Annotated in this window: 20 protein-coding genes; 10 read left to right on the plus strand and 10 right to left on the minus strand. The window is 40.8% G+C overall.

Annotated features, from left to right (window positions below):
• Positions 1–209 precede the first annotated feature (209 nt).
• On the plus strand, positions 210–2,627 hold the full coding sequence (locus F0226_RS02390) for a bifunctional diguanylate cyclase/phosphodiesterase (protein ID WP_345776500.1): 2,418 nt from the start codon (positions 210–212) through the stop codon (positions 2,625–2,627).
• A gap of 99 nt (positions 2,628–2,726) precedes the next feature.
• Here the strand turns inward: F0226_RS02390 and F0226_RS02395 are convergent, their stop codons facing one another.
• Both F0226_RS02395 and phhA read right to left on the minus strand, forming a co-directional pair.
• Positions 2,727–3,056 carry a 4a-hydroxytetrahydrobiopterin dehydratase gene (locus F0226_RS02395; RefSeq protein ID WP_171734116.1) on the minus strand — a complete coding sequence of 110 codons (330 nt, stop codon included), beginning with the start codon at positions 3,054–3,056 and terminating at the stop codon, positions 2,727–2,729.
• On the minus strand, positions 3,046–3,840 hold the full coding sequence (gene phhA / locus F0226_RS02400) for a phenylalanine 4-monooxygenase (protein ID WP_171734117.1): 795 nt from the start codon (positions 3,838–3,840) through the stop codon (positions 3,046–3,048). The genes F0226_RS02395 and phhA overlap by 11 nt, the downstream gene beginning before the upstream one ends.
• Before the next feature lie 242 nt (positions 3,841–4,082).
• Between phhA and F0226_RS02405 the strand changes: the two genes are divergently transcribed.
• Both F0226_RS02405 and F0226_RS02410 read left to right on the plus strand, forming a co-directional pair.
• Entirely contained in the window at positions 4,083–6,089 is a 2,007-nt protein-coding gene (locus F0226_RS02405; protein ID WP_171734118.1) for an acetoacetate--CoA ligase, read from the plus strand.
• A 182-nt stretch (positions 6,090–6,271) separates the two neighbouring features.
• Entirely contained in the window at positions 6,272–7,186 is a 915-nt protein-coding gene (locus tag F0226_RS02410; RefSeq protein WP_171734119.1) for a LysR family transcriptional regulator, read from the plus strand.
• A gap of 30 nt (positions 7,187–7,216) precedes the next feature.
• On the opposite strand, the gene F0226_RS02415 is transcribed toward F0226_RS02410, so the two are convergent.
• From F0226_RS02415 to F0226_RS02425, 3 genes are all read right to left on the minus strand, one after another.
• Positions 7,217–8,107: a YjjW family glycine radical enzyme activase gene (locus F0226_RS02415; protein ID WP_171734120.1), complete on the minus strand. Its 891-nt coding sequence runs from the start codon at positions 8,105–8,107 to the stop codon at positions 7,217–7,219.
• A gap of 52 nt (positions 8,108–8,159) precedes the next feature.
• The gene (locus tag F0226_RS02420; RefSeq protein ID WP_171734121.1) at positions 8,160–9,725 is read right to left on the minus strand and encodes a YjjI family glycine radical enzyme; all 1,566 of its coding nucleotides are present in this window, start codon (positions 9,723–9,725) and stop codon (positions 8,160–8,162) included.
• Between the two features lie 223 nt (positions 9,726–9,948).
• The gene (locus tag F0226_RS02425; RefSeq protein ID WP_171734310.1) at positions 9,949–10,548 is read right to left on the minus strand and encodes a methyltransferase domain-containing protein; all 600 of its coding nucleotides are present in this window, start codon (positions 10,546–10,548) and stop codon (positions 9,949–9,951) included.
• Between the two features lie 161 nt (positions 10,549–10,709).
• Here F0226_RS02425 and F0226_RS02430 point away from each other — a divergent pair, with 161 nt between their 5' ends.
• Both F0226_RS02430 and F0226_RS02435 read left to right on the plus strand, forming a co-directional pair.
• Positions 10,710–11,588 (plus strand): LysR family transcriptional regulator, encoded by an 879-nt coding sequence (locus tag F0226_RS02430; protein ID WP_171734122.1) that lies wholly within the window; start codon positions 10,710–10,712, stop codon positions 11,586–11,588.
• Between the two features lie 178 nt (positions 11,589–11,766).
• Positions 11,767–12,663 carry a cation diffusion facilitator family transporter gene (locus F0226_RS02435; RefSeq protein ID WP_171734123.1) on the plus strand — a complete coding sequence of 299 codons (897 nt, stop codon included), beginning with the start codon at positions 11,767–11,769 and terminating at the stop codon, positions 12,661–12,663.
• Between the two features lie 127 nt (positions 12,664–12,790).
• Here the strand turns inward: F0226_RS02435 and yddG are convergent, their stop codons facing one another.
• The gene (gene yddG, locus F0226_RS02440) at positions 12,791–13,726 is read right to left on the minus strand and encodes an aromatic amino acid DMT transporter YddG (RefSeq protein ID WP_171734124.1); all 936 of its coding nucleotides are present in this window, start codon (positions 13,724–13,726) and stop codon (positions 12,791–12,793) included.
• A gap of 146 nt (positions 13,727–13,872) precedes the next feature.
• On the opposite strand from yddG, the gene F0226_RS02445 reads away from it, so the two are divergent.
• On the plus strand, positions 13,873–16,035 hold the full coding sequence (locus F0226_RS02445) for a diguanylate cyclase (protein WP_171734125.1): 2,163 nt from the start codon (positions 13,873–13,875) through the stop codon (positions 16,033–16,035).
• A gap of 101 nt (positions 16,036–16,136) precedes the next feature.
• Here the strand turns inward: F0226_RS02445 and yjjG are convergent, their stop codons facing one another.
• A complete protein-coding gene (yjjG, locus tag F0226_RS02450; RefSeq protein ID WP_171734126.1) occupies positions 16,137–16,814 on the minus strand; it encodes a pyrimidine 5'-nucleotidase in 678 nt (225 codons plus the stop codon).
• A gap of 246 nt (positions 16,815–17,060) precedes the next feature.
• Between yjjG and F0226_RS02455 the strand changes: the two genes are divergently transcribed.
• The gene (locus tag F0226_RS02455) at positions 17,061–17,204 is read left to right on the plus strand and encodes a hypothetical protein (RefSeq protein WP_171734127.1); all 144 of its coding nucleotides are present in this window, start codon (positions 17,061–17,063) and stop codon (positions 17,202–17,204) included.
• Positions 17,205–17,474: 270 nt separating this feature from the next.
• Positions 17,475–18,623, plus strand: coding sequence for an L-threonine dehydrogenase (gene yiaY, locus F0226_RS02460; protein ID WP_171734128.1), 1,149 nt, complete (start codon positions 17,475–17,477; stop codon positions 18,621–18,623).
• Between the two features lie 130 nt (positions 18,624–18,753).
• Here yiaY and F0226_RS02465 read toward each other — a convergent pair whose 3' ends face one another.
• Together F0226_RS02465 and F0226_RS02470 are read right to left on the minus strand one after the other, a co-directional pair.
• Positions 18,754–19,284 carry a DUF1294 domain-containing protein gene (locus tag F0226_RS02465; RefSeq protein ID WP_171734129.1) on the minus strand — a complete coding sequence of 177 codons (531 nt, stop codon included), beginning with the start codon at positions 19,282–19,284 and terminating at the stop codon, positions 18,754–18,756.
• Between the two features lie 154 nt (positions 19,285–19,438).
• Positions 19,439–20,062, minus strand: coding sequence for an HD domain-containing protein (locus tag F0226_RS02470; RefSeq protein WP_171734130.1), 624 nt, complete (start codon positions 20,060–20,062; stop codon positions 19,439–19,441).
• Between the two features lie 164 nt (positions 20,063–20,226).
• On the opposite strand from F0226_RS02470, the gene F0226_RS02475 reads away from it, so the two are divergent.
• Complete coding sequence (locus F0226_RS02475) at positions 20,227–20,871, plus strand: DUF2057 family protein (protein ID WP_171734131.1); 645 nt, start codon at positions 20,227–20,229, stop codon at positions 20,869–20,871.
• A 73-nt stretch (positions 20,872–20,944) separates the two neighbouring features.
• Here the strand turns inward: F0226_RS02475 and F0226_RS02480 are convergent, their stop codons facing one another.
• Entirely contained in the window at positions 20,945–21,379 is a 435-nt protein-coding gene (locus F0226_RS02480) for a YccF domain-containing protein (protein ID WP_171734132.1), read from the minus strand.
• A 229-nt stretch (positions 21,380–21,608) separates the two neighbouring features.
• Here F0226_RS02480 and F0226_RS22650 point away from each other — a divergent pair, with 229 nt between their 5' ends.
• Positions 21,609–21,734 (plus strand): hypothetical protein, encoded by a 126-nt coding sequence (locus tag F0226_RS22650; RefSeq protein WP_257217071.1) that lies wholly within the window; start codon positions 21,609–21,611, stop codon positions 21,732–21,734.
• Positions 21,735–21,777: the final 43 nt, after the last annotated feature.

A 21,777-nucleotide genomic window follows, 5' to 3' on the forward strand; every position in this document is an offset into this window, starting at 1 on the left:
TTATATTAGGTAGGTAAAAAGACCGTATATTCCGGCTATTAAACCCTAATAAAATCATGGCTAAACACTTCAAAATTACAGACTTTCAATAACCAAAACTTAATTCCGCCGATTAATCATCCAACAGCCACTTTCAGTAACAATTATCATTTGCAATTAACTTTCTTATCACTATTATGACTTCAGTTCTATAAAATGGAGTTATGGATGTGCTTCGTCTCATTAATCGAAAGATGAACCGTTTAATTTGGTCTATTGGTATTCTTACGGCAATCGCAAGTTTTCTCACCATTGGTTTCTATGAATCTCGACGCTTACATGACCAACTCGATATACAGTTCAATAATAAGATTAAAGCGTTAAATGCATCTTTCGAAGATCTCTCCGAACTCATGTACTCCACTCGTGCATTTCTCCTTCACGCCAACAACCCTAATCAAGAACAGTTCCAGTATTTTCTTGATCAAAGGACAGGTATTGATTCTGCTATCCAGTCCGTTATTTGGGCTCCAATTGTCACGGCTGAAAACATTAGTCTCTTAGAGGAAGATGCAGCAAGCCAAGGTCTGCTGGGGTATAAAGTACTAACACGAAAATCTAACGACCCTGCGTTTATCGAATGCATTAAGAAAATGGAACGTTCCTTCTTCCCAGCCCTTTATGTTTCTCCAAAATTTGAAGGAAGCGATTATTTAGGTCTCCCAATAGCGGGGAATTGTGAACACCTTGAAGCTATGCGTAATGCCGTTCAAAAAGACCAAATTGTTGCTTCTCCTTTCATACAAGATGGCTTCATTGGCAGTCGCTTATTTCTTCCCGTTATTTCCGAATCAAAGCAATTAAAAGGCTTTGTTGTTTCACACATTCTTTTCTATGAATTTTTAGGTAAAACCTGGAAAGACGAAGTTAACGCCCAATCATTCAACATTAATGTTTTCCAGGCTGATGATTATTCTCCAACTCCTATTTTTGAATCTCATATAAATAGCAGGCTTATAAAAGTCACAGGGCTTGAACAGGAAGTGTCTCGCTCAAAAGAGTTGTATCTACCTTCCCTAGATACCACTTGGCGAATAGAGGTTTCACAGCTGGATAATAGCCATAGCACTTTTCTTTATGGGGGATTTTGTGTCTTCCTCATCGCTTTGCTAACTTACTCTGTTGCTTGGGGAGCGCGCTTTTACGCTAACCGGTTAGCCATTTCAAATAAGCTTGTAGAAGATAAAACCCGCTCGATAGAACAGCAAGCCATCCGTGATGATCTAACCAATTTATATAACCGACAAGCTCTGAATTTACACCTAACACATAAGGTCGCTAGTTTAAAAACTCACCCGGAGAACGGGTTTGCAGTGTTGTTCATCGATTTAGACCGCTTTAAAGTCATCAACGACTCTATGGGGCATTTGGTGGGTGACAATGTCTTACAGCAGGTTGCTACTAGGTTGACGGAAAGCACTCGGCTCGGAGATAAGTGTTATCGATTTGGAGGGGATGAGTTTGTTGTTTGTTTATACAACAATGTTGACCCTGAATCTCTGGGTATGATTGCGAAACGCTATAATGAATTACTTGCTCAGCCCTATAATATCCAAGGGCGCACTTGCCATGTCGGTGCCAGTATTGGTATTTCTATGGTCAATAAGCATTGCCAGACTGTGGCGCAAATTTTACGCGAGGCCGATACTGCCATGTATAAGGCTAAACGTTCCGCCAATGACCGAATCGTTTTTTTTGACGATACGATGTTTATTCAAGCCAAGCAAAGATTCACTTTAGAGCAAGAACTGACGCAAGCCGTGGCTTTACAGCAACTGTTCCTTGCGTATCAACCCATCTACTGCCAAAAAACACAGTCCATTAGCGGTGTTGAAGCTTTGCTGCGCTGGACCCATAAAGACTATGGTCCAATTTCCCCCGCAGACTTTATTCCAATCGCCGAAGAAACCGGATTGATTATAAAAATTGGCGATTGGGTGGTAAAAAGAGCCTGTCGTACACTCGAGCAATTGTGGCTTAACCCGTTGGTTAAGCATGTTCCTAGGATTAATATTAATGTTTCTGCAAAGCAATTCGAGTCAAACCATATATTACATACACTAGAGGCTGTACTAGAACACGCCAGCTTCCCCCCACGGTTATTGGGAGTTGAGATAACCGAGTCACTACTGCTTAGCAACTCTGAATGCACAGTAAGCGCACTGAAAAAAATTAAGGCGCTGGGTGTTTCGATTTACCTTGATGATTTTGGTTCAGGGTACTCCTCACTTGCAGTACTGTGTGATTATCCGATAGATATTTTAAAAATGGACAAAAGTTTCATCGATAATATTGACAGCCCAGATTGCAAATCAGCTAAGTTATGTAAAGCGATCATAAACATGGCTCACACCATTTCATTACCCGTCGTGGCTGAAGGCGTAGAAACAGAATCTCAGCTGGCAACGCTGACTAACTATCAATGTGACTATATCCAAGGTTACTTAAAATCTAAACCGGTTAGCGTTTGTGCACTCACTGATTTACTTGAAACTCACAGCTTTGAAAATAGTATTGATCTCGGTAAGGGGTTATCAACCAATAAGAAGAACGACTTCGAAGATAATAAAACTAAAAAAATAGCCTAAAGGGAAGACCTCTAGGCTATGTGTCTTTTTACTATTATCTTAACTAAACCGTTAAACCGTTAAACCGTTAAACCGTTAAACCGCAGCCTATTAAATAACTTAATTCAGTGCATCGCATTTTGAAGCACAGATAAAATCATTACGATGTAAACCTTTAATCGAATGGCTCCACCATGTAATGGTGACCTGCCCCCATTCCAACAGTATAGAAGGGTGATGAAATTCATCTTCGGCAAGCTCTGCGACTTTATTTGAGAAAGCCCATGCTAGTTTGAAGTTCTTAAACTTATACACTTTTTCTAGCTGAGGAATACCCTCTCTATCTAGCATGTCCCATCCCGTCAATTCCGTGAACAACAACCTACGATCTTCGGCAGATAAAGCTTGAGCATCTGTACTGCAGGCTTCACAACGTAATTCATCCAGCATGTGTAACTTCCTTTTTCTCAAAAAGTGGGGTAAATAAGCCCAACTCCATAGCATTATGAACTTGTGCCATTAAATCCATTTGGCTCAATTGGTAGAGCTCAGTGATATCGCCTAACTCGAAATAAGTGGGTTGCATAATATCGATTCGGTAAGGCGTTCTTAATACGTTTTCAACATTAAATGGTTGATGCCGTTTTTTAGGGTTACCTAGCGAATAAGTGGTTTCGCCAGGTGAAGAGAGTATTCCACCACCGTAAATCTTGGTTTGACCTTTTTCTTTCACTAAACCAAATTCAACAGTAAACCAATATAGCCGTGCTAAATAAGCCCTTTCTTTGCCCGTAGCTTTCTGCCCGATCTGCCCATACTTGTGAGTAAACGAGGCAAAATCTGGGTGGGTAAGCATAGCGCAGTGACCAAACACCTCATGAAAGAAATCTGGTTCTTGTAAGTAATCAAATTCCTCTCGGCTTCGTAAAAAAGTCGCAACAGGGAATTTTTTATTCGCTAATAAATCAAAAAATCGGTCGAAATTAATCAAAGCAGGAACAGGTTCAACGCTCCACCCTGTTTCTCTTTGCAATACAGCATTAATTTCAGGTAACTGCGGCACCCTATCTATTGAAAGATTTAACGTGTCTAAACCATCCAAATAGGCTTGGCAGGCTTTATCATTAACCTTGTCTAATTGGCGAACGACTAAATCATGCCAAATTCGATCTTCTTCCTTGCTCCAATCGACGATACCAGCTTCATCAACAGGCTTGGAATGATATTGAGTCATCACCCCTTCTCCTTTGTAAAAATTGCCATTAATTTAACAATTCATTCACATTAAGCCTACCCACTTGATGCCCTACTGCCAATATCCTTAGTCAAATCAGCACACCAACCAATGTAACAAATAATTTACATTTAAGGTTTTTTACCTTACTAATCAATTGAATGTTTTATCGCCTATTTTTTGACAAGCGACTCGTGTGCCACAAAAATAACTTCATGGAATTCGTAAAAAATGAGGGAACTATGCCGATCCAACAACCTATCTGGACACCAACAACTGAGCGCATTAAAAGCTCGAACATCCAGCGATTTATTGACCGAATTTTCCAGCATCATGAATCTGTCACTAATTTCACGCAACTTCATGATTGGTCAGTGAAAAATGACTCGATTTTTTGGGAAGAGGTGTGGGATTTTTGCCATGTAAAAGGCAACAAAGGGCAAGACATTAAAGCGGCAGGACAAGCAAAATGGCAGGATTTTGTAGACGCTAGAGACACACAATGGTTCCCACATGCAAAGCTCAACTACGCAGAGAATTTACTTGGATATGCTCATCAATATCCAAATGAATTAGCTGTCATTTTCGCTAATGAAAGTGGTGAAAACCGTTCACTGACTTGGCAACAACTTTACGAACGCGTTTCTTCTGTACAGCAATGGCTACAGGCTCAAGGTGTTAAGCAAGGTGACACTGTTGCGGGCTATTTACCTCATCTATCTGAAACGTTAATTGCGATGCTGGCTACCACCAGCCTTGGTGCAATCTGGACTTCAACATCACCCGATTTCGGTGTAGAAAGCGTGGTAGAGCGCTTTAGCCAAGTTAAACCAAAAATTCTATTTTATTGCGATGGTTATACATTCAATGGGAAATATCATTCCATGGTGAGTAAAAACCATCAAATCGCTTCTCAATTACCCAGTTTAATTCGTTGCGTAGAAATTCAATATCAAGCCAGTCCGAATACAAGTTCAGGAAAAATGCCAGCTGCGAATACGCCTCTATTATGGCAAGAGGTGCTCAATTCTTTTGAAGCCACAACCATTGAATTTCAACGCGTTAACTTTAATGACCCATTATTTGTTCTTTACTCGTCAGGCACCACTGGAAAACCAAAATGCATTGTCCACTCCGTTGGTGGCACCACGCTCAACCACCTAAAAGAACACCAGCTTCATAGCGATATCAAACCGCAAGATCGCGTGTTTTATTACACAACCTGTGGTTGGATGATGTGGAATTGGCACGTTTCAGCCCTAGCAAGTGGTGCAACTCTTGTCATTTATGATGGTAGCCCTATATATCCATCACCCAGTGTTTTATGGGAATTAGCCGAACAACACCAAATCACCCTATTCGGTACATCCGCGAAATACCTAGAAGCTCTCCAAAAATCGCATTACTCTCCCACATCTGAGCACAACCTCCATCATCTAAAAACCCTTTGTTCTACGGGATCAGTTCTGTACCCAGAGCAGTTTGATTTTGTTTATCAGAATATCAAACGCGATCTGCATTTGGCTTCAATTTCAGGTGGGACAGATATCTGTGGCTGCTTTGTCTTAGGTAATCCCATCAGCCCTGTTTTTCGAGGTGAATGTCAAAGCAGTGCACTTGGTTTAGATATTCAAGCTATCGATGAGCATGGCACTCCACACACAAATCAAAGAGGCGAACTGGCATGCTTGAACAGCTTTCCAAATCAGCCCATCGGCTTTTGGGGAGATAATGGAGAAAAGTATCATGCCAGTTATTGGGATAAGTTTGATGGGATCTGGCATCACGGTGATGATGTTTTTCCAACCGAAAATCAAGGCATGATCTTTTTTGGTCGCAGCGATACGACTTTAAACCCTGGAGGGGTGAGAATCGGCACAGGAGAAATTTATCAGCAAGTGAATACGATGGAAGAAATCGTCGATTCAATCGCGGTAGGATTACAGCAAGGCACAGATGAAGTGATTGTGCTGTTTGTGAAAACCACTGAAAAACATACACTCACCGACGAGCTTATCAAGACAATAAAAAACCTGCTTCGAAGCCGATGTTCTCCAAGGCATGTACCAAGGCTTATTCTCCCGCTGTCTGATATACCGAAAACCAAATCGGGCAAACTTGTCGAACTAGCCGTGAAACAAATCATCCATGGTCAGACAGTCAAAAACATTGGTGCAATTGCTAACCCGCTTACGCTAGATGAGGTACAGCAAGTCTTCGAACAAGCCACCGCGACAAGTGAAACTTAAGTACGACTCATAATTGCATTTTTGTTTTTCGTGCGTTGCTAGTTTTGGCTCTTGGTTGATAGTTACTGGTTACAGGTCACTGATTACTTAGTACTGAGATATAAGCAGCGAATTATGTGCCCAATTTTGTTTGGGCACACGTATAATGCGCTCAATAAAAAATAATGACCTTTGAGCCTTCAATGGATTACCTACACCTTTCTCGTGTCAGTTTAAAGCACTTAACCGCTTTACATATTATGCTGAATACTCATAGCGTTACTCAAACTGCCGAGCAACTTTGTGTTAGCCCATCAAGTGTGAGTAAAACGCTTTCTCAGCTTCGTGATATTTTAAGCGATGACTTATTTTACCGTGACGGTACCAAGCTCATTCCAACCCCTTTTGCCATCAAAATTGCCCCGACCATCCACGCGATTCTTTCTAGCATGAATGGGCTTTTGCACCAGCAGAATTTTTGCCCTGCAGAATACAAAGGCAGTTTTTCTCTTTCCATGCGCGAAAGTACTTTTGAAGTGTTTGCTTCAACGATTAGCCGTATCACAACAGAACTCGCCCCGAGTGCTACGCTTAACATCTATTCAAAACAGCAACTGGGATTTGACGCTCTATTAAGTGGAAAAGTGAATTGCATTCTGTTGCCTCATGATATTTCACAGCCTCCGACCGAGAACAAAGATCTTATTTGGAAGACTATTTGTGAAGATGAAATGATTTGCTTGATGAACAACGCTCACCCACTCGCTGATAAGCCTTTGACCATCGATGAATATCTGCATCATAAACATATTGGAATTTTAGAAAACGAGCTGACGCAGCCATATTTTGAGCAAAATTTAGTTCAGCAGTACAAACCGAGAGATATTGCGATTAATGTAGCGGATTTTGGAGAGGCTGCGGTGCTTTGCCACCACACCCCTTTCTTATTCACCTGTTCAAAAGCCTGGTCAAACAGCGCTCTGCAAGCCAAAGGGCTCATCAGTAAACCTTTACCATTCGATTATGGCAAAGTCGCGTACAGCCTTGTATGGAACAAACCTAATATGAACGATCCTGCAATTAAGTGGCTGTGTGAGCAATTTTTAGCGTCCACTTAATCACGCAGCAATTACATGTAAACCTCAGTATTACGTATACACATCAGGGGTGAGCATAGGTCTTTGTACGATTAAATGCAGCTTGTTGTGAAAGCTTTCCATTTGCTCTCGACTGCATTTTGACCACTGCAAAGCTTGCCCTACCACACCATGGTGCTGAAACGCATTCAAGCGAATTTGAACCGAGCTAGATAAAGCTTTCAGATATTGTCCGACTTGCTCCACTTCTAAGTCTAAATCGCTCTTGTTTGGGATATGTAGCAGCCGAACTTCATGCAGCTTTCCTCTCTCATTAAGAAAGCGAATAGTCTCAAAAACACGGTGATTACCACGACCAACCAGCCATTGATGGGTCTCTTCTTGCCAAGATTTTAGGTCAATCATCGCACCATCTAAGTAAGGCAAGACTCTCTCCCATCCAGATATAGGCAATGAGCCATTACTATCAATAAAACAAGTCAGATGGGCAAGCTGTGGATCTTCTTTGATCTGTTTAAATAGCTCGATAATAAAGGGCAGCTGTAGAGTGGCTTCTCCACCAGAAATGGTAATGCCACTTAAAAAGAACTGGTTTTTTTGTATTTCAGCCATCACATCTGACACTGTCATTTCAGTAATTTTAGGGCTGGATTTATGAGTGCAAATATCAATGCACTGATCGCAATGAGTACACGCGACCGAGTCCCAAGTCACCTTACCTGACGAATTGATTTCCAGAGCATTGCTTGGACATTGTGTAACGCAATCACCACAGGAATTACAGTGATTGATGGTATGAGGATTGTGGCATGTGATGCAATCAAAGTTACATCCTTGGAGAAAAAGGACCAGCCTGTTGCCAGGCCCGTCAACACAAGAAAAGGTCAGCACACGGCTGACCTTCGCTTGTTTTTCTGTCTTATTATTATAAACCCTAGCCATGAGTTGTTAGATCAGAAATTGGTTAAATGTATTCACTGGAAATACCTTTTATTTATTCGTATACAGGTGACACTTCTAAACTGGCGACACGAGGTTTTCTTTCTAGGATGCCGGTATTTTTAGCCGCTTCTGCACCTAAGAAAGTTGTATTAGTTCGAGAGCCTTCATCATCAAATTTTGCCATATCAGACAACTTCACCATATAGCCCGTCACACGGACTAAATCATTAGAGGCAACATTCGCGGTAAATTCGCGATAGCCAGCTTGAATCGCGCCTTTACACAAGTTAAACATCGCTTCAGGGTTTGATTTAACGGTCTCATCAATAGTTAAGATGTCACTGATGCCAGAGGTATAAAACTGATGATGCCCTGCTGTTGCTCGTACATAAGAAATAGGGTCGGGTTCTGTTCCATAAGGGATTCGCACACCAGGCGTCACTTCTTTATCTAAGCTGATACCACCTTGAGCGTGCAGTAAGGCTTTTCCATTTAAGCCATACTTAACGTCTGACATTTCAACAATTTCAGCAAGTTTTTGCGAGATACGATGACCTAACTGGTTAGACTCATCATTCAAGCCATAAGCGCCCACTTTTCCTTCTTTTTCCAGCAAAATATTCACAGCTTCCGCCATGCCATAAATGCCAAACATAGGCGCGAAGCGGCTTTCTTCAACAAGCCCTTCTTTAGCTAAAAACCCTTCAAAGAAATGAGAGTCTTCGTGTAAAAAAGTGCAGCGCGCATCCATTAGCTCAACCATTGTACGGCTATATGAAGGTAAGACCTGATTCAGGAAATCAACGCTATCCACTGACTTGAGAGCAACCTCTTTTAAGTTCATACGAACTAAAGTATTAGAGCCACCAGCAAGAGGAAGAGAATTGTAGCAACTCACAATGCCGAATTTCTTCTCACCGTATGCCTTGGCATGAGCAGGGTAATTAGCAATATGAGGTTTACTGCACTCACAGATATTTGAGGTCGCTTGGCGCAGTAAATCATCAGGAGTGATCGCAGGGTCGTACATGAAAGTTAGGTTTGGAGCAATTTGCTTCAGTTCGGCATCGACACGCAGGATAGTTCGGCAAACAATGTTATCGGCAGGGCCAATGTTCACATGCATAAAGGCATCCGGCAGCGTTCTATCCAGCATTATCCAAAACAGTTTCAATTTTTGATAAATTTGTTCATCGGTTAAATCACCAACGAACGGCATCAAGACGTCATCGAGCTGACCTAAGTAAACAGGAATAGACGTTACTGATGGCACATGATGATAGATGATGGTTAGCATGTTCAATGCTTCATCAAAATTGGTCGCCGCACTAAGTTCTAAATACTCTGAGCCTTGAAACAAGTATTTGGAATAATCTGGTAAGACATAGCGCGGCTTAAATGGGGCATGACCTTCAAACATGTCACACAACACGCCTTCATCTAACGCTAATTTAACTTCATCACTCACCTGTACATAAGGCAGGCTGGCTTCAGCTTCTAACGCTAAATAGTTCGATTTCTGTTTAGGGGATAAGCTCATATCAGAAATAATATCGCGGAATCGTTGTTGCTGTTTAGTAAGGCTTGAACGCGGTGAATCAGAAGGTTGTTGGCTCATGCAGAAACCCTTTTACCTAAAAAGAGATAATTTATAGGGTTATTTTAGACGCTGGATTTGGTTTCCACTAGTGAAATATAACAAAGGGTACATTTCCATTATGGAAACATACCCTTTATGTATGACGCTTGATGATTTATTCAATAGACAGTGATTCAGCAAAGCTTATTGAATAATATATGGTGAACTTATAGAACCCACATCTAAGCGATTACTTACGCCATTACAAGCTTGGTATTGACGATTTCTTGCCTACACCCATTAATACAGAGAAAGTACCTTTAGGGGTTTCAATTGAAAACGGTATAGACACTTCAACAGAAGAAAAACCAGCAGCAAGTAATACGCTTTCAGAGCGATCTACCGTTAAGCCAAACTCTTCTTCATCACTTTCAACACACCAATCCCAATGAATAAATGAACCGTCTTCTTCAAGTAATGTGTAAATCAAACTTACGGTATCTTGCAAGTTTGGTACAAAGCCACATACAGAAGACGCGACAACTACGTCGAATTGACGTCTAAAAGCAGGATGTTGAGCCGCTAAGCCGCGAGAAAGATAATCAACAACTGGTTCTACGTTCTCTAGCTCTTTTTTATCCAATTCTTCAATCATTGCTTCAGAGATATCCATCGCGATGATCTCTTTTGCTAAAGGGGATACCTTTTGGCTGAGCAACCCAGTACCACAACCAAAATCAAGAACACGAGTTCCATCTAAATCAACCAACTGCGTGAGTTGTTCAAAAACTGATTGTGCGAACACGCCTGTTGTTTGGTCTTTTTCCCAATTCAGTGCGTATTCGTCCCATTCATTCGCCATCATGGCCTCCATCGTTACTTCTTGTAGATTCGGAACTTCATCAGAGTAAACTAAATCCATCAATTCGTCATAGACTTATCACTCAATGATGGACTAATTCTAAGATAGTCAGCACAATATTCGTATTATGTCTCACGAACTCAATCCCACTCGGAAGTGAAATGAACCTCTCTCAAATTCAAGCATTCTGTTCTATTGCCGATTTAGGCTCAGTTTCAGAAGCTGCTCGCCAGCTAGAATGTAACCGCACCAAGTTAAGCATGTCGATCAAAGCACTTGAAAAAGACTTAGACGTTGAGTTGTTTATTCGAAGTGGTAACCACGTAGAATTATCCGAGGCGGGTAAAGCCATCTATAAAGATTGTGAGGGCATGCTTGCCATTGAAGCTCGTATCAAGCAAACCTGTTCACAAGCTTCTGCCGAATTTAATGCGGAAATTTGGATAGCCAGAGATGATTCCCTCCCAGATGAAATGTGGCAAGATTTGTCTCACACACTAAACAGCCGTTACCCTTCCACTTCCTTTAATTTTGTACTGGCTTCAAGTGGTGATCTCGCCAACCTCGTGGAAACTCAGCAAGTCGACTTTGCGTTTGGTGTCGACTATGAACGAGTCGATGATCCTAAGATGATCTACAACCCACTGGGCAAAATTCGCATGATGTCGGTGTGTAATAAAGAACACCCTCTCAGTGCGATGCGCCGAGTATCAGACGAAGATCTGCGAAATGCTATGCAAGCCACTATGGTGTATCTGAACGAGAAAGATAATCCTGAGCTTGAACCCTTTTCGCGCCGCTACATTGGTTTCTCTAGCTTTGATTACATGCTAGATACCATTCTTCGTGATGATGCATGGGGCGTATTGCCAGAGCCTTTAATTCGCCACCTTCTTCGCCAACAAAAACTGGCAGTGATCAAACATACCTACGGTCTTGATCAAGAAGATTACTGCATGTTTATTGCAGCAGGTATGACAGAACATCCGGGAATGAGCTGGCTTGCCGATAAACTCAGCGATTACTTATTTGACTTCTAGATTGGACACAAATCAGTCACAGTCAAATATATTGACAGGCAAGACAATCGCTAACATATTGAAATTATTAAATTAAGAATAAATATCAATTCTTCAACCTATCTAACACACAGATAAAGTTTGTAAAATCACGCTGTTCTGAGAACAATGAAGTTATCAAGAGCATCAGGAAAACAGCATGTGTGACAGGAAAAGCCAAAACGAAAACCGAGTATTAATCTTCTCAGCCCTTTTAGCTTCTGGCTTTGCTGGCGGGGGTTTAATACTAGGTTTAATGGTTGGCTCTCTGGTCATCGTTTTTGATGGTGTGTATTCATTAATCAGTTTACTGTTAACTTTATTGTCACTAGCTGCCTCTCGCTACATTAATCGCCCTTCAGACTCTGAGTTTCCTTTCGGGAAAGCAATCATCGAACCTATAGTTATCGCAATTAAAGCTATTGTGATTTTACTGGTTGTCGGTTACTCGCTTTATTCAGCTGTAGAAGCATTATTTACGGGTGGTCGTGAAGTAGATGCTTCAATTGCAACCTTATTCGGTGTAGTAAACGTAATAGGCTGTAGCTATGCATGGTGGTATATCGCACGTAAAAGTCGCCACTTCACTTCAGGTCTCATTGAAGCTGAATCTAAACAATGGCAGATGGATACATTACTAAGTGTGGCGGTCACGGCTGGTTTTGTTGTGGCTTGGGGGATAACTTGGTCACCACTTGCTGGGTATGCGGTTTATGCCGATCCAATGATGATGCTGCTGATGTCTTTTTACTTCATCAAAGTTCCGTTCGATATGCTGAAAGAAGCCATGCGTGAATTGTTAATGATGTCTGCGACACAAGACATTTGTGACAAAGTTGACCAAAACGTGAATGCGGTAGATAAAGAAGCCGAACAAGATTTAGAACTCACTGGCGTAACCAAAGTGGGGCAAGAACTTCGTATCAATGTGGATGTGCATTCAGATGACTCCCACACCATTGCTGTCGATGACTTAGAACGCACTCGTCGTAAGTTAAAGCGCCGCCTATCTAAGCTCCCTTATGAATTACAGCTAAACTTGAACATCGCAAGCTAGTACGCTGGCTTCCATAATTGTTCAATTTAGACCAACTCAGCCTTCTATTATTCAGTTTCCAATAAAGTATGCAGTTACCAATAGATTGGAACTCGTATAAATAGGAGCTCATATAATAGAAGGTTGCTTAGCTCTCACCTTTTATTTGCTCTACCTGTTCAACAAGCTCATGCGACTTCACTTTCTCTCTGGTCACCCACCAGCAAGCAATTGAGCCTATTGTCACCATGAATACCCCCTGCCAAAAAGTAGCACTCAATGTAAGCCCTAAAATAAGAGATGAAAACAAGGTCGAAAAGATAGGAGTGAAATAAGACATCGTAGCCAATAGCACCATGTTCCCACCCAGAATCGCCATATTCCAAAGAGCGTAGCCCGCTCCCATCACAAGACCCGCTAAGAACAAATCTATGCTTGCTCCTACTGTGAAAGTCATACCTGTTTCATTACTTATTGCGTATTGAATCCATAAGGTCACAGCCGTCGCAATAAAGAACAGAGTGATCGCATTTTCACCATTGGCTACTTTTTGTGTGTAGTTGCAATAAATTGCCCAAATTATCGCACCGAAAAATGCCATAGAGTACGTCGCTGGGTTAGTCGCAATATTCGCAGTAATCTGACTAACAGATAAGCCTTGATCACCACTAATGCTCCATGCCACACCAAAAAAGGCAAGTAATATACTTGGGTAAACTAATAGATTGGTTTTCTTCTTACTAAGTACAACAGCAACGAGCACTGTCATCGCTGGCCATAAATAATTGATCACTGCCATTTCAATGGCTTGATGCCGGCTATTTGCCATACCTAATGCCAATGATAAGAAAATTTCGTAACAAACGAATAACGCGCCACCAATCAATAAGTATGACTTTGAAAATTTAGATAGTTTAGGAATACCCATAACCATGACAAGTAGAATAGAACTAACCGTATATAACGAGGCAGCACCACCAATAGGACCTAACTGCTCAGAGACACTGCGCGAAAGCGCCATCAAGCAACTCCAAAGTAAAATCGCCGTGCAGCCATACAAGCTATACCGATGAGTGTGTAACATAAACTTCCTTTTACTAAGCGAAACTACTGTATTACGTTATGAATTCAGGTGATGATACCGACCTGATTACAAATAGATACATTTTACTTTAAAGACTTAACAATACTTCGTACAATATAAAGACTTAACTTTAGGTATCTGTTTCCATGAATTATGCAAAGAGCTTTACTCATTACTTGGATGTTCGATTAAATAATGTGATCGAGGCTCCTAGCCCGAATGATATTATGAGCATTAGGCAAGAGATTGAAGACGCAGCAATTCGTTTAGACGAAACAATTCCAAGTGCCGTTAAGTTTTTTGTTCATGGCTTTTTAATGCTTAAACAAGGTCGACTTCAAGAGTCACTTGTACAATTAGCAGAGGCTAAACACAAATCTTCAGCATCCCAATCTATCGCTCTTAAATATTATATTGATTATGGCGTTGGCATTGCGCTGGTTCGCACCGGTAACTACGCTGAAGCCATTGTGGCGCTAACAAAAGCAACAGAATGCAGTTACCTTGATAACATCAAGCTCGCTGCTCGGATTTACGGAAACCTTGGGTACATTTTTTTAGAAACTCATGATTACCCTAAAGCACATTCCTATTGCGAATTAGCTTGGGAAACCAGCAAGCAAGATGAAGACATTGCTATAAAACCTATTCTTACCAACTTAGCGTACAGTAATACCAAGTTAGGCAAGTTTGATGTCGCTGAAAAGCAGTTTGCATTATATCGAAAGCAATTGAACCTTAACCCAAACTTACTGGGTAGTTTCTTTTATGGCAATGCTTATGGAGCACATCTTGAAATCTTAGGGCGTATTGATGAGTCACTAGAACAATTCAAAGTTGCGATCCTTTGTGCCGAAGAGTTAAATGACAAAATTTATCTCTTAGATGCTCTTCATGAATACTGTCGTTGCGCATCTAAACATCAACGATTCGATGCCATTCATTCGCACTTATCAAAAGCAATCTCACTCACCTACGAATACGGCAGCGCAAACTTAATGCGCGACTTTGCTGAAATATTAAAAGAAGTCGGTCATAGAACCGATGACTTAACTCAGCGTTGTGACATTTATGAACATGCTCTTGAACTGCAATCTAAAGCACTTGCGATACACACTGATAATATCAACGACTCTATTTCTCAGTTATACCAACTGCATTCAGAGCGACCACAGTTAGAAGACGCCCAGTCACTTGCCAAGAACCTTAAGCTCATCTCTTCATTTGGAGAATACCTAGGATCGCATAATAATCTCACAGAAATGGTTTTCCGCTTAAACAAAGACTTAGGCAAAATTATGGATGTAGATTGTTTGGCACTTGGTCTTTATAACGAAGAAAAAAACCAAATACATTACGACCAATTCATAGACTTAGGGCAATTGCTTGAGCCTTTCACAATAGACTGTGATGATGAATCAACCTTGAGCACTTACTGCATCAATAATAAAGCATCTTTTGTTCATGGGCATTTCTCACCAGCCGTTTTACAAAATCTACTTAATGCAAAACCAACCGATAATGCTTTTGTAGGAACAACTGAAGAAGACTACCCTTCTATCATGATGATCCCACTCGTGCTTGATGACAAAACTCTAGGCATATTGACGATACAAAGCCATATTCGCCACGCTTATCAAGATTATCATGTGTCTTTAATTAAACATTTGTGTTCTTACATCGCGGTGGATTTACAAAATAAGCAGCATAAAAAACAACTGGAAGAGCAGAAAAAAGAGCTGAATAACCTAGTGAATTTAGACCCACTCACGGGCTTATATAACCGGGTTTCTCTTGCGTCCTCTATCAAGAATTTACAAGAGTCTGAAAGAGCATCTAACCAACTTGCAGTATTGCTGATTGATATCGACTATTACAAACAATTTAATGATAGTTACGGTCATATCAGAGGGGATGAAGTGCTACTAGCCTTGGCTCACTTGCTTCGAACCACTTTTTCGAGCGAAACATGCAAAGTCTTTAGATACGGCGGTGATGAATTCTTGGTTCTAACGGAATGCTTGAAACTTGAAGAAATAGAAAAGAAGATAAACCAACTACAACTTAAGTTACACGAACTCAACATTGAGCATAATTCATCAAAATGCAGTGACCGAACAACCCTTTCGATTGGCGGAGCTATGTTTGAAAATGATTTTAAGAATACATTGCTCGATTCTGAATTAATTCAGCGTGCAGACGAAGCTTTATATAGCGTAAAAGATCAGGGTAGAAATGGTGTTCTCATCGAAAAAGTCACACCTGATTCATCGAAGTTAACCATTTTACCGACAATTTCTTTTATGTAGTGCCTGTTTAATAGCACTTGACCAGTAAATAAAAAGAAGAGCAATGAGCGCTCTTCTTTTTATTTATATCTAGCTTATCTCAAGGAAGTCGCCCTTTTATCTTAGCTTTTCACTAATAAGTGCTGAAGCTCAGTCAAAGAAGAAACTTGGTAGTGAGGCGTTACCCCTTCTGGTGTTTCTTTTTGGTTTACATTCAACCAGCAAGTTTCGATACCAAAATCAATACCGCCCAAAATGTCAGAATGCGGATTGTCTCCCACCATTAACATTCTGGTTTTATCTGGTGAGCCAATCATTTTATGCGTGTGGTCAAAAATACCAAAGTCAGGCTTAGCGATCCCTACCTCTTCCGAAATTACTACATGCTTAAAGTAGTCGGTCATTCCTGTTCGCTCTAAACGAATGGCCTGAAGCTCGGTGAAACCATTTGTGATGATGCCCATATTCACTTTGCCGTGTAGCGCATCCATCAGCTCTTTTGCTCCAGGTAACAGCGTACAAATATCTGCCATCGCCTCTAAAAACGCACTGTTTAGTTTTGCAGTGGTGGTTTCAAGCTTTTCAGCCCACGGCACAAATCGGGTGTGCTTCAATTCTTCTGCAGTAATACGACCGTCTTGGTAGTCAACCCACAAAGGCAAATTAACTTTTTGGTATTCAGCAAATTCTGATTTGCCAAACTCAACCCCAAAGCGTGAAAACATCAGCGCTAAACCTTTAAACGAGTCAAAATGAAACAAGGTTTCATCAGCGTCAAAAAATATCCAATCGTATTTCATAAATCATTCCTAATTTTTTGGCGCAACTTTAAACGCATTTTCGAGATTCGTAAAACGAAATCGAATATGCATCATCTTTACTCCAACTTAATCACTGAGGCTGTGATCTTGTTAGTAATTATCAAACATAATTTTACTAGCCGAGAAATCCATGATTCTCCGCAAAGCCATCTTTATCTTAGGTCATTACCATACCTATAAACCAAGTATTCTCACTCAACTTTCTATACTTACTGTGGAGGTTTTATGAAGCACTTCTTACCATCATCCGTCATGCTGACTCCTTTTTTAGTTAAATACTACGATGAAGAGCCTGAAGAAAACTCAGAACTTTCATCTAATGAGGTTCAAGCAGACAGTGAAGAGACACTTGAGACTGCTGATAAGTAACTCACTAAAAGAATAAAATAAACAATCACCTATACTCTAAATGGGGCATTATCTCTAAGTTGCTCCATTTATAATCAAATAAAACCAACCTGCCTTATTTATACAAACATCACTTACCTTCATAAAAACGATTGCTATTTGCGTGCAATCACAACCTGTACCCATAAAGTGTTAGTTATCTTTTAAAATTGCTTCAGATCAAGAATTCAAAACACTGAATTCGCCAATATGAACTCAACAAAAAAATCATAATTAACTTGGAGTATTCCCATGGCGAGTGCATTTTACATCCCTACAGTAAACTTAATGGGCGCTGGTTGCCTGAAAGACGCAGCAGACAACATCCAATCTCAAGGCTTCAAAAAGGGTCTTATCGTGACGGATAAAATCCTTAACCAAATCGGTGTCGTTAAACAAGTACAAGACTTACTGAGCGACCGTGGTGTAGAAGCTGTTATTTTCGATGGCACTCAACCAAACCCAACAATGAGCAATGTTCGCGATGGCCTACAGCTTTTAACAGACAATGACTGTGATTTCGTAATTTCTTTAGGTGGTGGTTCTCCGCACGACTGTGCAAAAGGTATCGCGCTTGTCGCTTCAAATGGCGGCAACATCTCTGACTACGAAGGCGTAGACGTTTCTGAAAAACCAATGATGCCATTAATCGCTATCAACACGACGGCTGGTACTGCATCTGAAATGACTCGCTTCTGTATCATCACGGATGAAGATCGTCACATTAAGATGGCGATTGTAGACAAGCACACAACGCCGCTTGTTTCTGTAAACGATCCTGAGCTAATGCTTGCTAAGCCTGCATCTCTAACAGCTGCAACAGGTATGGATGCATTAACGCATGCTGTTGAAGCTTACGTTTCTATTGCTGCAACACCAATTACTGATGCGGTAGCAATCAAAGCGATTGAACTTGTTCAAGCACACCTAAGAACTGCAGTAAGCAACGGTGATGACATTGAAGCTCGTGAGCAAATGGCTTACGCACAATTCATGGCTGGTATGGCGTTCAACAATGCATCTCTAGGTTATGTTCACGCAATGGCTCACCAACTAGGTGGCTTCTACGACCTGCCTCACGGTGTATGTAACGCAATTCTTCTTCCACACGTACAACGCTACAACGCACACGTTTGCCCAGAGCGTCTTGCTGATGTTGCAAAAGCAATGGGTGTTGATATTGAAGGCATGACACCAGAGAAAGGCGCTGAAGCAGCAATCGACGCAATTGTAGCCCTAGCGAACGATGTTGGTATCCCAGCAGGTATCGCAGAACTAGGTGCTAAGTTAGAAGATATTCCAACACTTTCTGATAACGCACTGAAAGATGCTTGTGGTTTCACTAACCCTAAACAAGCAACACATGAAGAGATTTCTGCAATCTTTGAAGCAGCAATGTAATTAAACCTTAAGTTCTAGTAACTTAAAGTGAATAAAACAAAAAGCCCCGATTAATTCGGGGCTTTCTTCTATTCTTCTATTCTTCTATTCTTCTATTCTTCTATTCTTCTAGAAAAGCCTAACGTCTAGGCTAACTATTTAGTAATGAACCTAAAATAAGTTCTAGTTGCACACTACCTGAGTCGGTCAGCGTCCATACGAAAAACAAAAAGTTTGCCGCGGCAGTGCACCAAAAAATTGCAGCAAATGTCTTATTGGAATATTTATGGTTGAATATACATTGCCCTAGTAGAGCACCAGACCACCCACCAATTAATGATAAAACATGAAATAAACTGTCATCGATTCGCCAAGTATTATTATTCTTAGCAGAAGCATCGAAAGCATAAACAAAAAAGGTCACTGCACTAACCAGTAGGTAAAACGACACCATGATTGCTGGGTAGTAAACAAGCCAGATACTTGCAAACAAGATGCTAAAGAACCACACAGGGATAGCCATTGAATAGTTCACCACTAAAGGTCTAGGTGGCAAAGCTATATCTTGCTTGGCTGGATCTATACTCGCGGTTCCAGGAAGGCCCTGAGTCACTTGATTCCGCTCTTTAAGTTCAGCCTCAATGACGATGTCATGGCTCACTTGAACATGTTGGTGTTCCATTCCCTTTTTATCCCTTTTGCCGAGTTTACCTAGTCAACATTGCTATGCAGCTCATCTTATTTCTGATGGCTTTTGATTTATCGAGTAATTCTAGTTGCATATTTAAATGTTCACCCAAATAAAACACCACTGACTTCACACTTCCTTAATACAATTAGATTTCCATGCTTAATTGTTCTAAGTAGCAACGCATGAACTCGGTTCTTTTCTTTGCTTCATGTCTACCCGACGATGTTTTCATGGTATCGGCTAACTTAAATAACTTTGAATAAAAATGGTCAACCGTATAAGTTTTGTCATCAGGCTTTCTCAAATCACAAAACGGGTCATCATCAGAGTAAAAGGTAGTGCCAAAAGTAGCACTCACCTGAATACAACGCGCGATACCAATAGCACCAAGGGCATCTAACCTATCTGCATCTTGTACAATTTCAGCTTCTAATGTCTGGGGCGTAACGTTCGCACTAAAGCTATGAGTAATAATGGCGTGGTGGATCGACTCAAAATACTCTGGTGGATAATCAATTTCACCAAGAAACTCAATGGCCTTATCTGCTGCGATAAAAGCGCTGCTTTTCCTTTCAGGGTGATCTTTGGGGTAAGTAAAACAATCATGGAGATAAGCGGCAGGGATTACAATTTCGAATCTTGCCTGTTCAGCTTTGCATAACTGCTTTGCGGTTCTAACAACACGTAGCACATGGTTAATATCATGAGCAGCATCAGTTTTCATTGTCTGTTCTATAAATACTTTGAACTGATTTTCAAAGTTTTCCATGCGCTTGTTATCCAAGTCATTACCCTATTTTTGAGTCAATTTTGACTTAGAACATGAATGTTTCGTTAAGATTTGGCAAGTATTTTTAAATCCCACTTTCATCACTTGAAATAGAGACCTACGCGTGAGATTGTAATTTCTCTGACCACAACAATTGTATGATTATGAAGACAATACAAAGCATCGCGTTACTTTCAGCCATCGTAGCGGCTCCAGCGGTATTCGCTGACGTAGAAATTGAAGTCCCTTCCAGTGTCGATATTTTAGCGGTAAACGAAGCCAGCCCAGATCTCTCTGGTGGTCTTTTTTCTTCTCATAAGACTTTGACTGTGCCTGATGGTCAAAACCAAATCGTTTTCCAATATCAACAGGCATTTGATCAAGGGAATGAGCGAGAGTTTGTTGATAGCGATACTATTATTGCGACTTTTGAGGCTAGTGGCACGACACTGACTTTCGATTTGCCTGATTATCGTAATATCGACCAAGCAAAAGTAGGCATGAAGAATCTTGATTGGAACTTACTGGATGGAAACCAAAACACAATCGATCTTCGTCAAGATAAGCTAGTAAAAGGCGGCATGCAGATTGGTCGTAAATTCCCTTTAGAAGCGGCTGATTACAATAAGAAAGGCGGAGTTGCTGCATTAACAACTGCTTCAGTTGCTGTCGTTCAACCTGTGACATTACCCGCTAAAATTGATTCAGGTGCAGCTGCAGCCAATACAACTGAAGAAATGCTGCACTTTTGGTATAGCAAAGCTGACGCTGAAACGAAGCAAAGATTCAAAGACTTCATTAATCAGTAACGAACAATCCAGTCTATTGATTAGAAACTAAAGAGCCCTGCATCATGCAGGGCTCTGTTTATTCTGAACCTAGTTAGCCTTTGTAGTTTCTTACACGTGCAGCTTCTGCTTCGCGCTTATCAACGACTGTTTTACCAATCGGCGCGAGTGAAATAACCGCAAGCTTCAAATGCTGAATGGCAAATGGAATACCGATTATGGTAATGAAGCAAGCCACTGCTGAAGCAATATGACCAATCGCTAGCCAAATACCGGCAAACAAGAACCAAATAATATTACCAAGCATGCCAAAAGCACTGGTGCCAATATCAGTTTCGTTCGTTAGTTCATCGCGAGAAATCGCCTCTTGCCCAAATGGGAAGAAAGAAAAATTACCCATTACAAAACAAGCACGCCCCCATGGAATACCGACGATGGTTAGGAAAGCTAAGATCCCAAAGAACCACCAAGCTAGACCCATGAATACGCCACCAAATAAGAACCAAATAATATTACCGAGTGTTTTCACCCTGTTTCTCCAAAGAAATTAATCGATTAACTTCTACGACAATAGCCTATTTCATTGGTTCACTTCAAAATAATTATGAAGGCTTATTCGTTTATATAAAAAGGGATATAGCGCTTACACTTTATTTGGTAGTATCCAAGCCACAATGCTGCTGTTCATAAATCATGTATACATTCGGTGGCTCAATTTTCTATGTTCGGCTTTGAATGGCACGTAAGAGGTTAATTTGATGAGTGATAATAATCAGCCTAAAAAACCAGTGAAAAACTGGGTTCCAATTGTCTTTTTTGGTGTACTAAGCACAGTGCCTGTATTTATGTTTTTGGTCGATGTTTATATTAATCAATACATGTAATTTCTAGGCTTTCAGCTGTTCGATTACCAATAGCCCATGCTGA

This window comes from Vibrio sp. 99-70-13A1, from assembly GCF_013114625.1.
In the GTDB taxonomy this organism is placed as follows: Bacteria; Pseudomonadota; Gammaproteobacteria; order Enterobacterales; family Vibrionaceae; genus Vibrio.

Coding starts and splice junctions, on each gene's coding strand:
- F0226_RS02415 (WP_171734120.1), bottom strand. CDS start 8,107: ATGGCTAGGGTTTATAATAATAAGACAGAAAAACAAGCGAAGGTCAGC.
- F0226_RS02475 (WP_171734131.1), top strand. CDS start 20,227: ATGAAGACAATACAAAGCATCGCGTTACTTTCAGCCATCGTAGCGGCT.
- F0226_RS02405 (WP_171734118.1), top strand. CDS start 4,083: ATGCCGATCCAACAACCTATCTGGACACCAACAACTGAGCGCATTAAA.
- F0226_RS02465 (WP_171734129.1), bottom strand. CDS start 19,284: ATGGAACACCAACATGTTCAAGTGAGCCATGACATCGTCATTGAGGCT.
- yddG (WP_171734124.1), bottom strand. CDS start 13,726: ATGTTACACACTCATCGGTATAGCTTGTATGGCTGCACGGCGATTTTA.
- F0226_RS02430 (WP_171734122.1), top strand. CDS start 10,710: ATGAACCTCTCTCAAATTCAAGCATTCTGTTCTATTGCCGATTTAGGC.
- yjjG (WP_171734126.1), bottom strand. CDS start 16,814: ATGAAATACGATTGGATATTTTTTGACGCTGATGAAACCTTGTTTCAT.
- F0226_RS02425 (WP_171734310.1), bottom strand. CDS start 10,548: ATGGCGAATGAATGGGACGAATACGCACTGAATTGGGAAAAAGACCAA.
- phhA (WP_171734117.1), bottom strand. CDS start 3,840: ATGACTCAATATCATTCCAAGCCTGTTGATGAAGCTGGTATCGTCGAT.
- F0226_RS22650 (WP_257217071.1), top strand. CDS start 21,609: ATGAGTGATAATAATCAGCCTAAAAAACCAGTGAAAAACTGGGTTCCA.
- F0226_RS02395 (WP_171734116.1), bottom strand. CDS start 3,056: ATGCTGGATGAATTACGTTGTGAAGCCTGCAGTACAGATGCTCAAGCT.
- F0226_RS02445 (WP_171734125.1), top strand. CDS start 13,873: ATGAATTATGCAAAGAGCTTTACTCATTACTTGGATGTTCGATTAAAT.
- F0226_RS02455 (WP_171734127.1), top strand. CDS start 17,061: ATGAAGCACTTCTTACCATCATCCGTCATGCTGACTCCTTTTTTAGTT.
- F0226_RS02470 (WP_171734130.1), bottom strand. CDS start 20,062: ATGGAAAACTTTGAAAATCAGTTCAAAGTATTTATAGAACAGACAATG.
- F0226_RS02435 (WP_171734123.1), top strand. CDS start 11,767: ATGTGTGACAGGAAAAGCCAAAACGAAAACCGAGTATTAATCTTCTCA.
- yiaY (WP_171734128.1), top strand. CDS start 17,475: ATGGCGAGTGCATTTTACATCCCTACAGTAAACTTAATGGGCGCTGGT.
- F0226_RS02420 (WP_171734121.1), bottom strand. CDS start 9,725: ATGAGCCAACAACCTTCTGATTCACCGCGTTCAAGCCTTACTAAACAG.
- F0226_RS02410 (WP_171734119.1), top strand. CDS start 6,272: ATGGATTACCTACACCTTTCTCGTGTCAGTTTAAAGCACTTAACCGCT.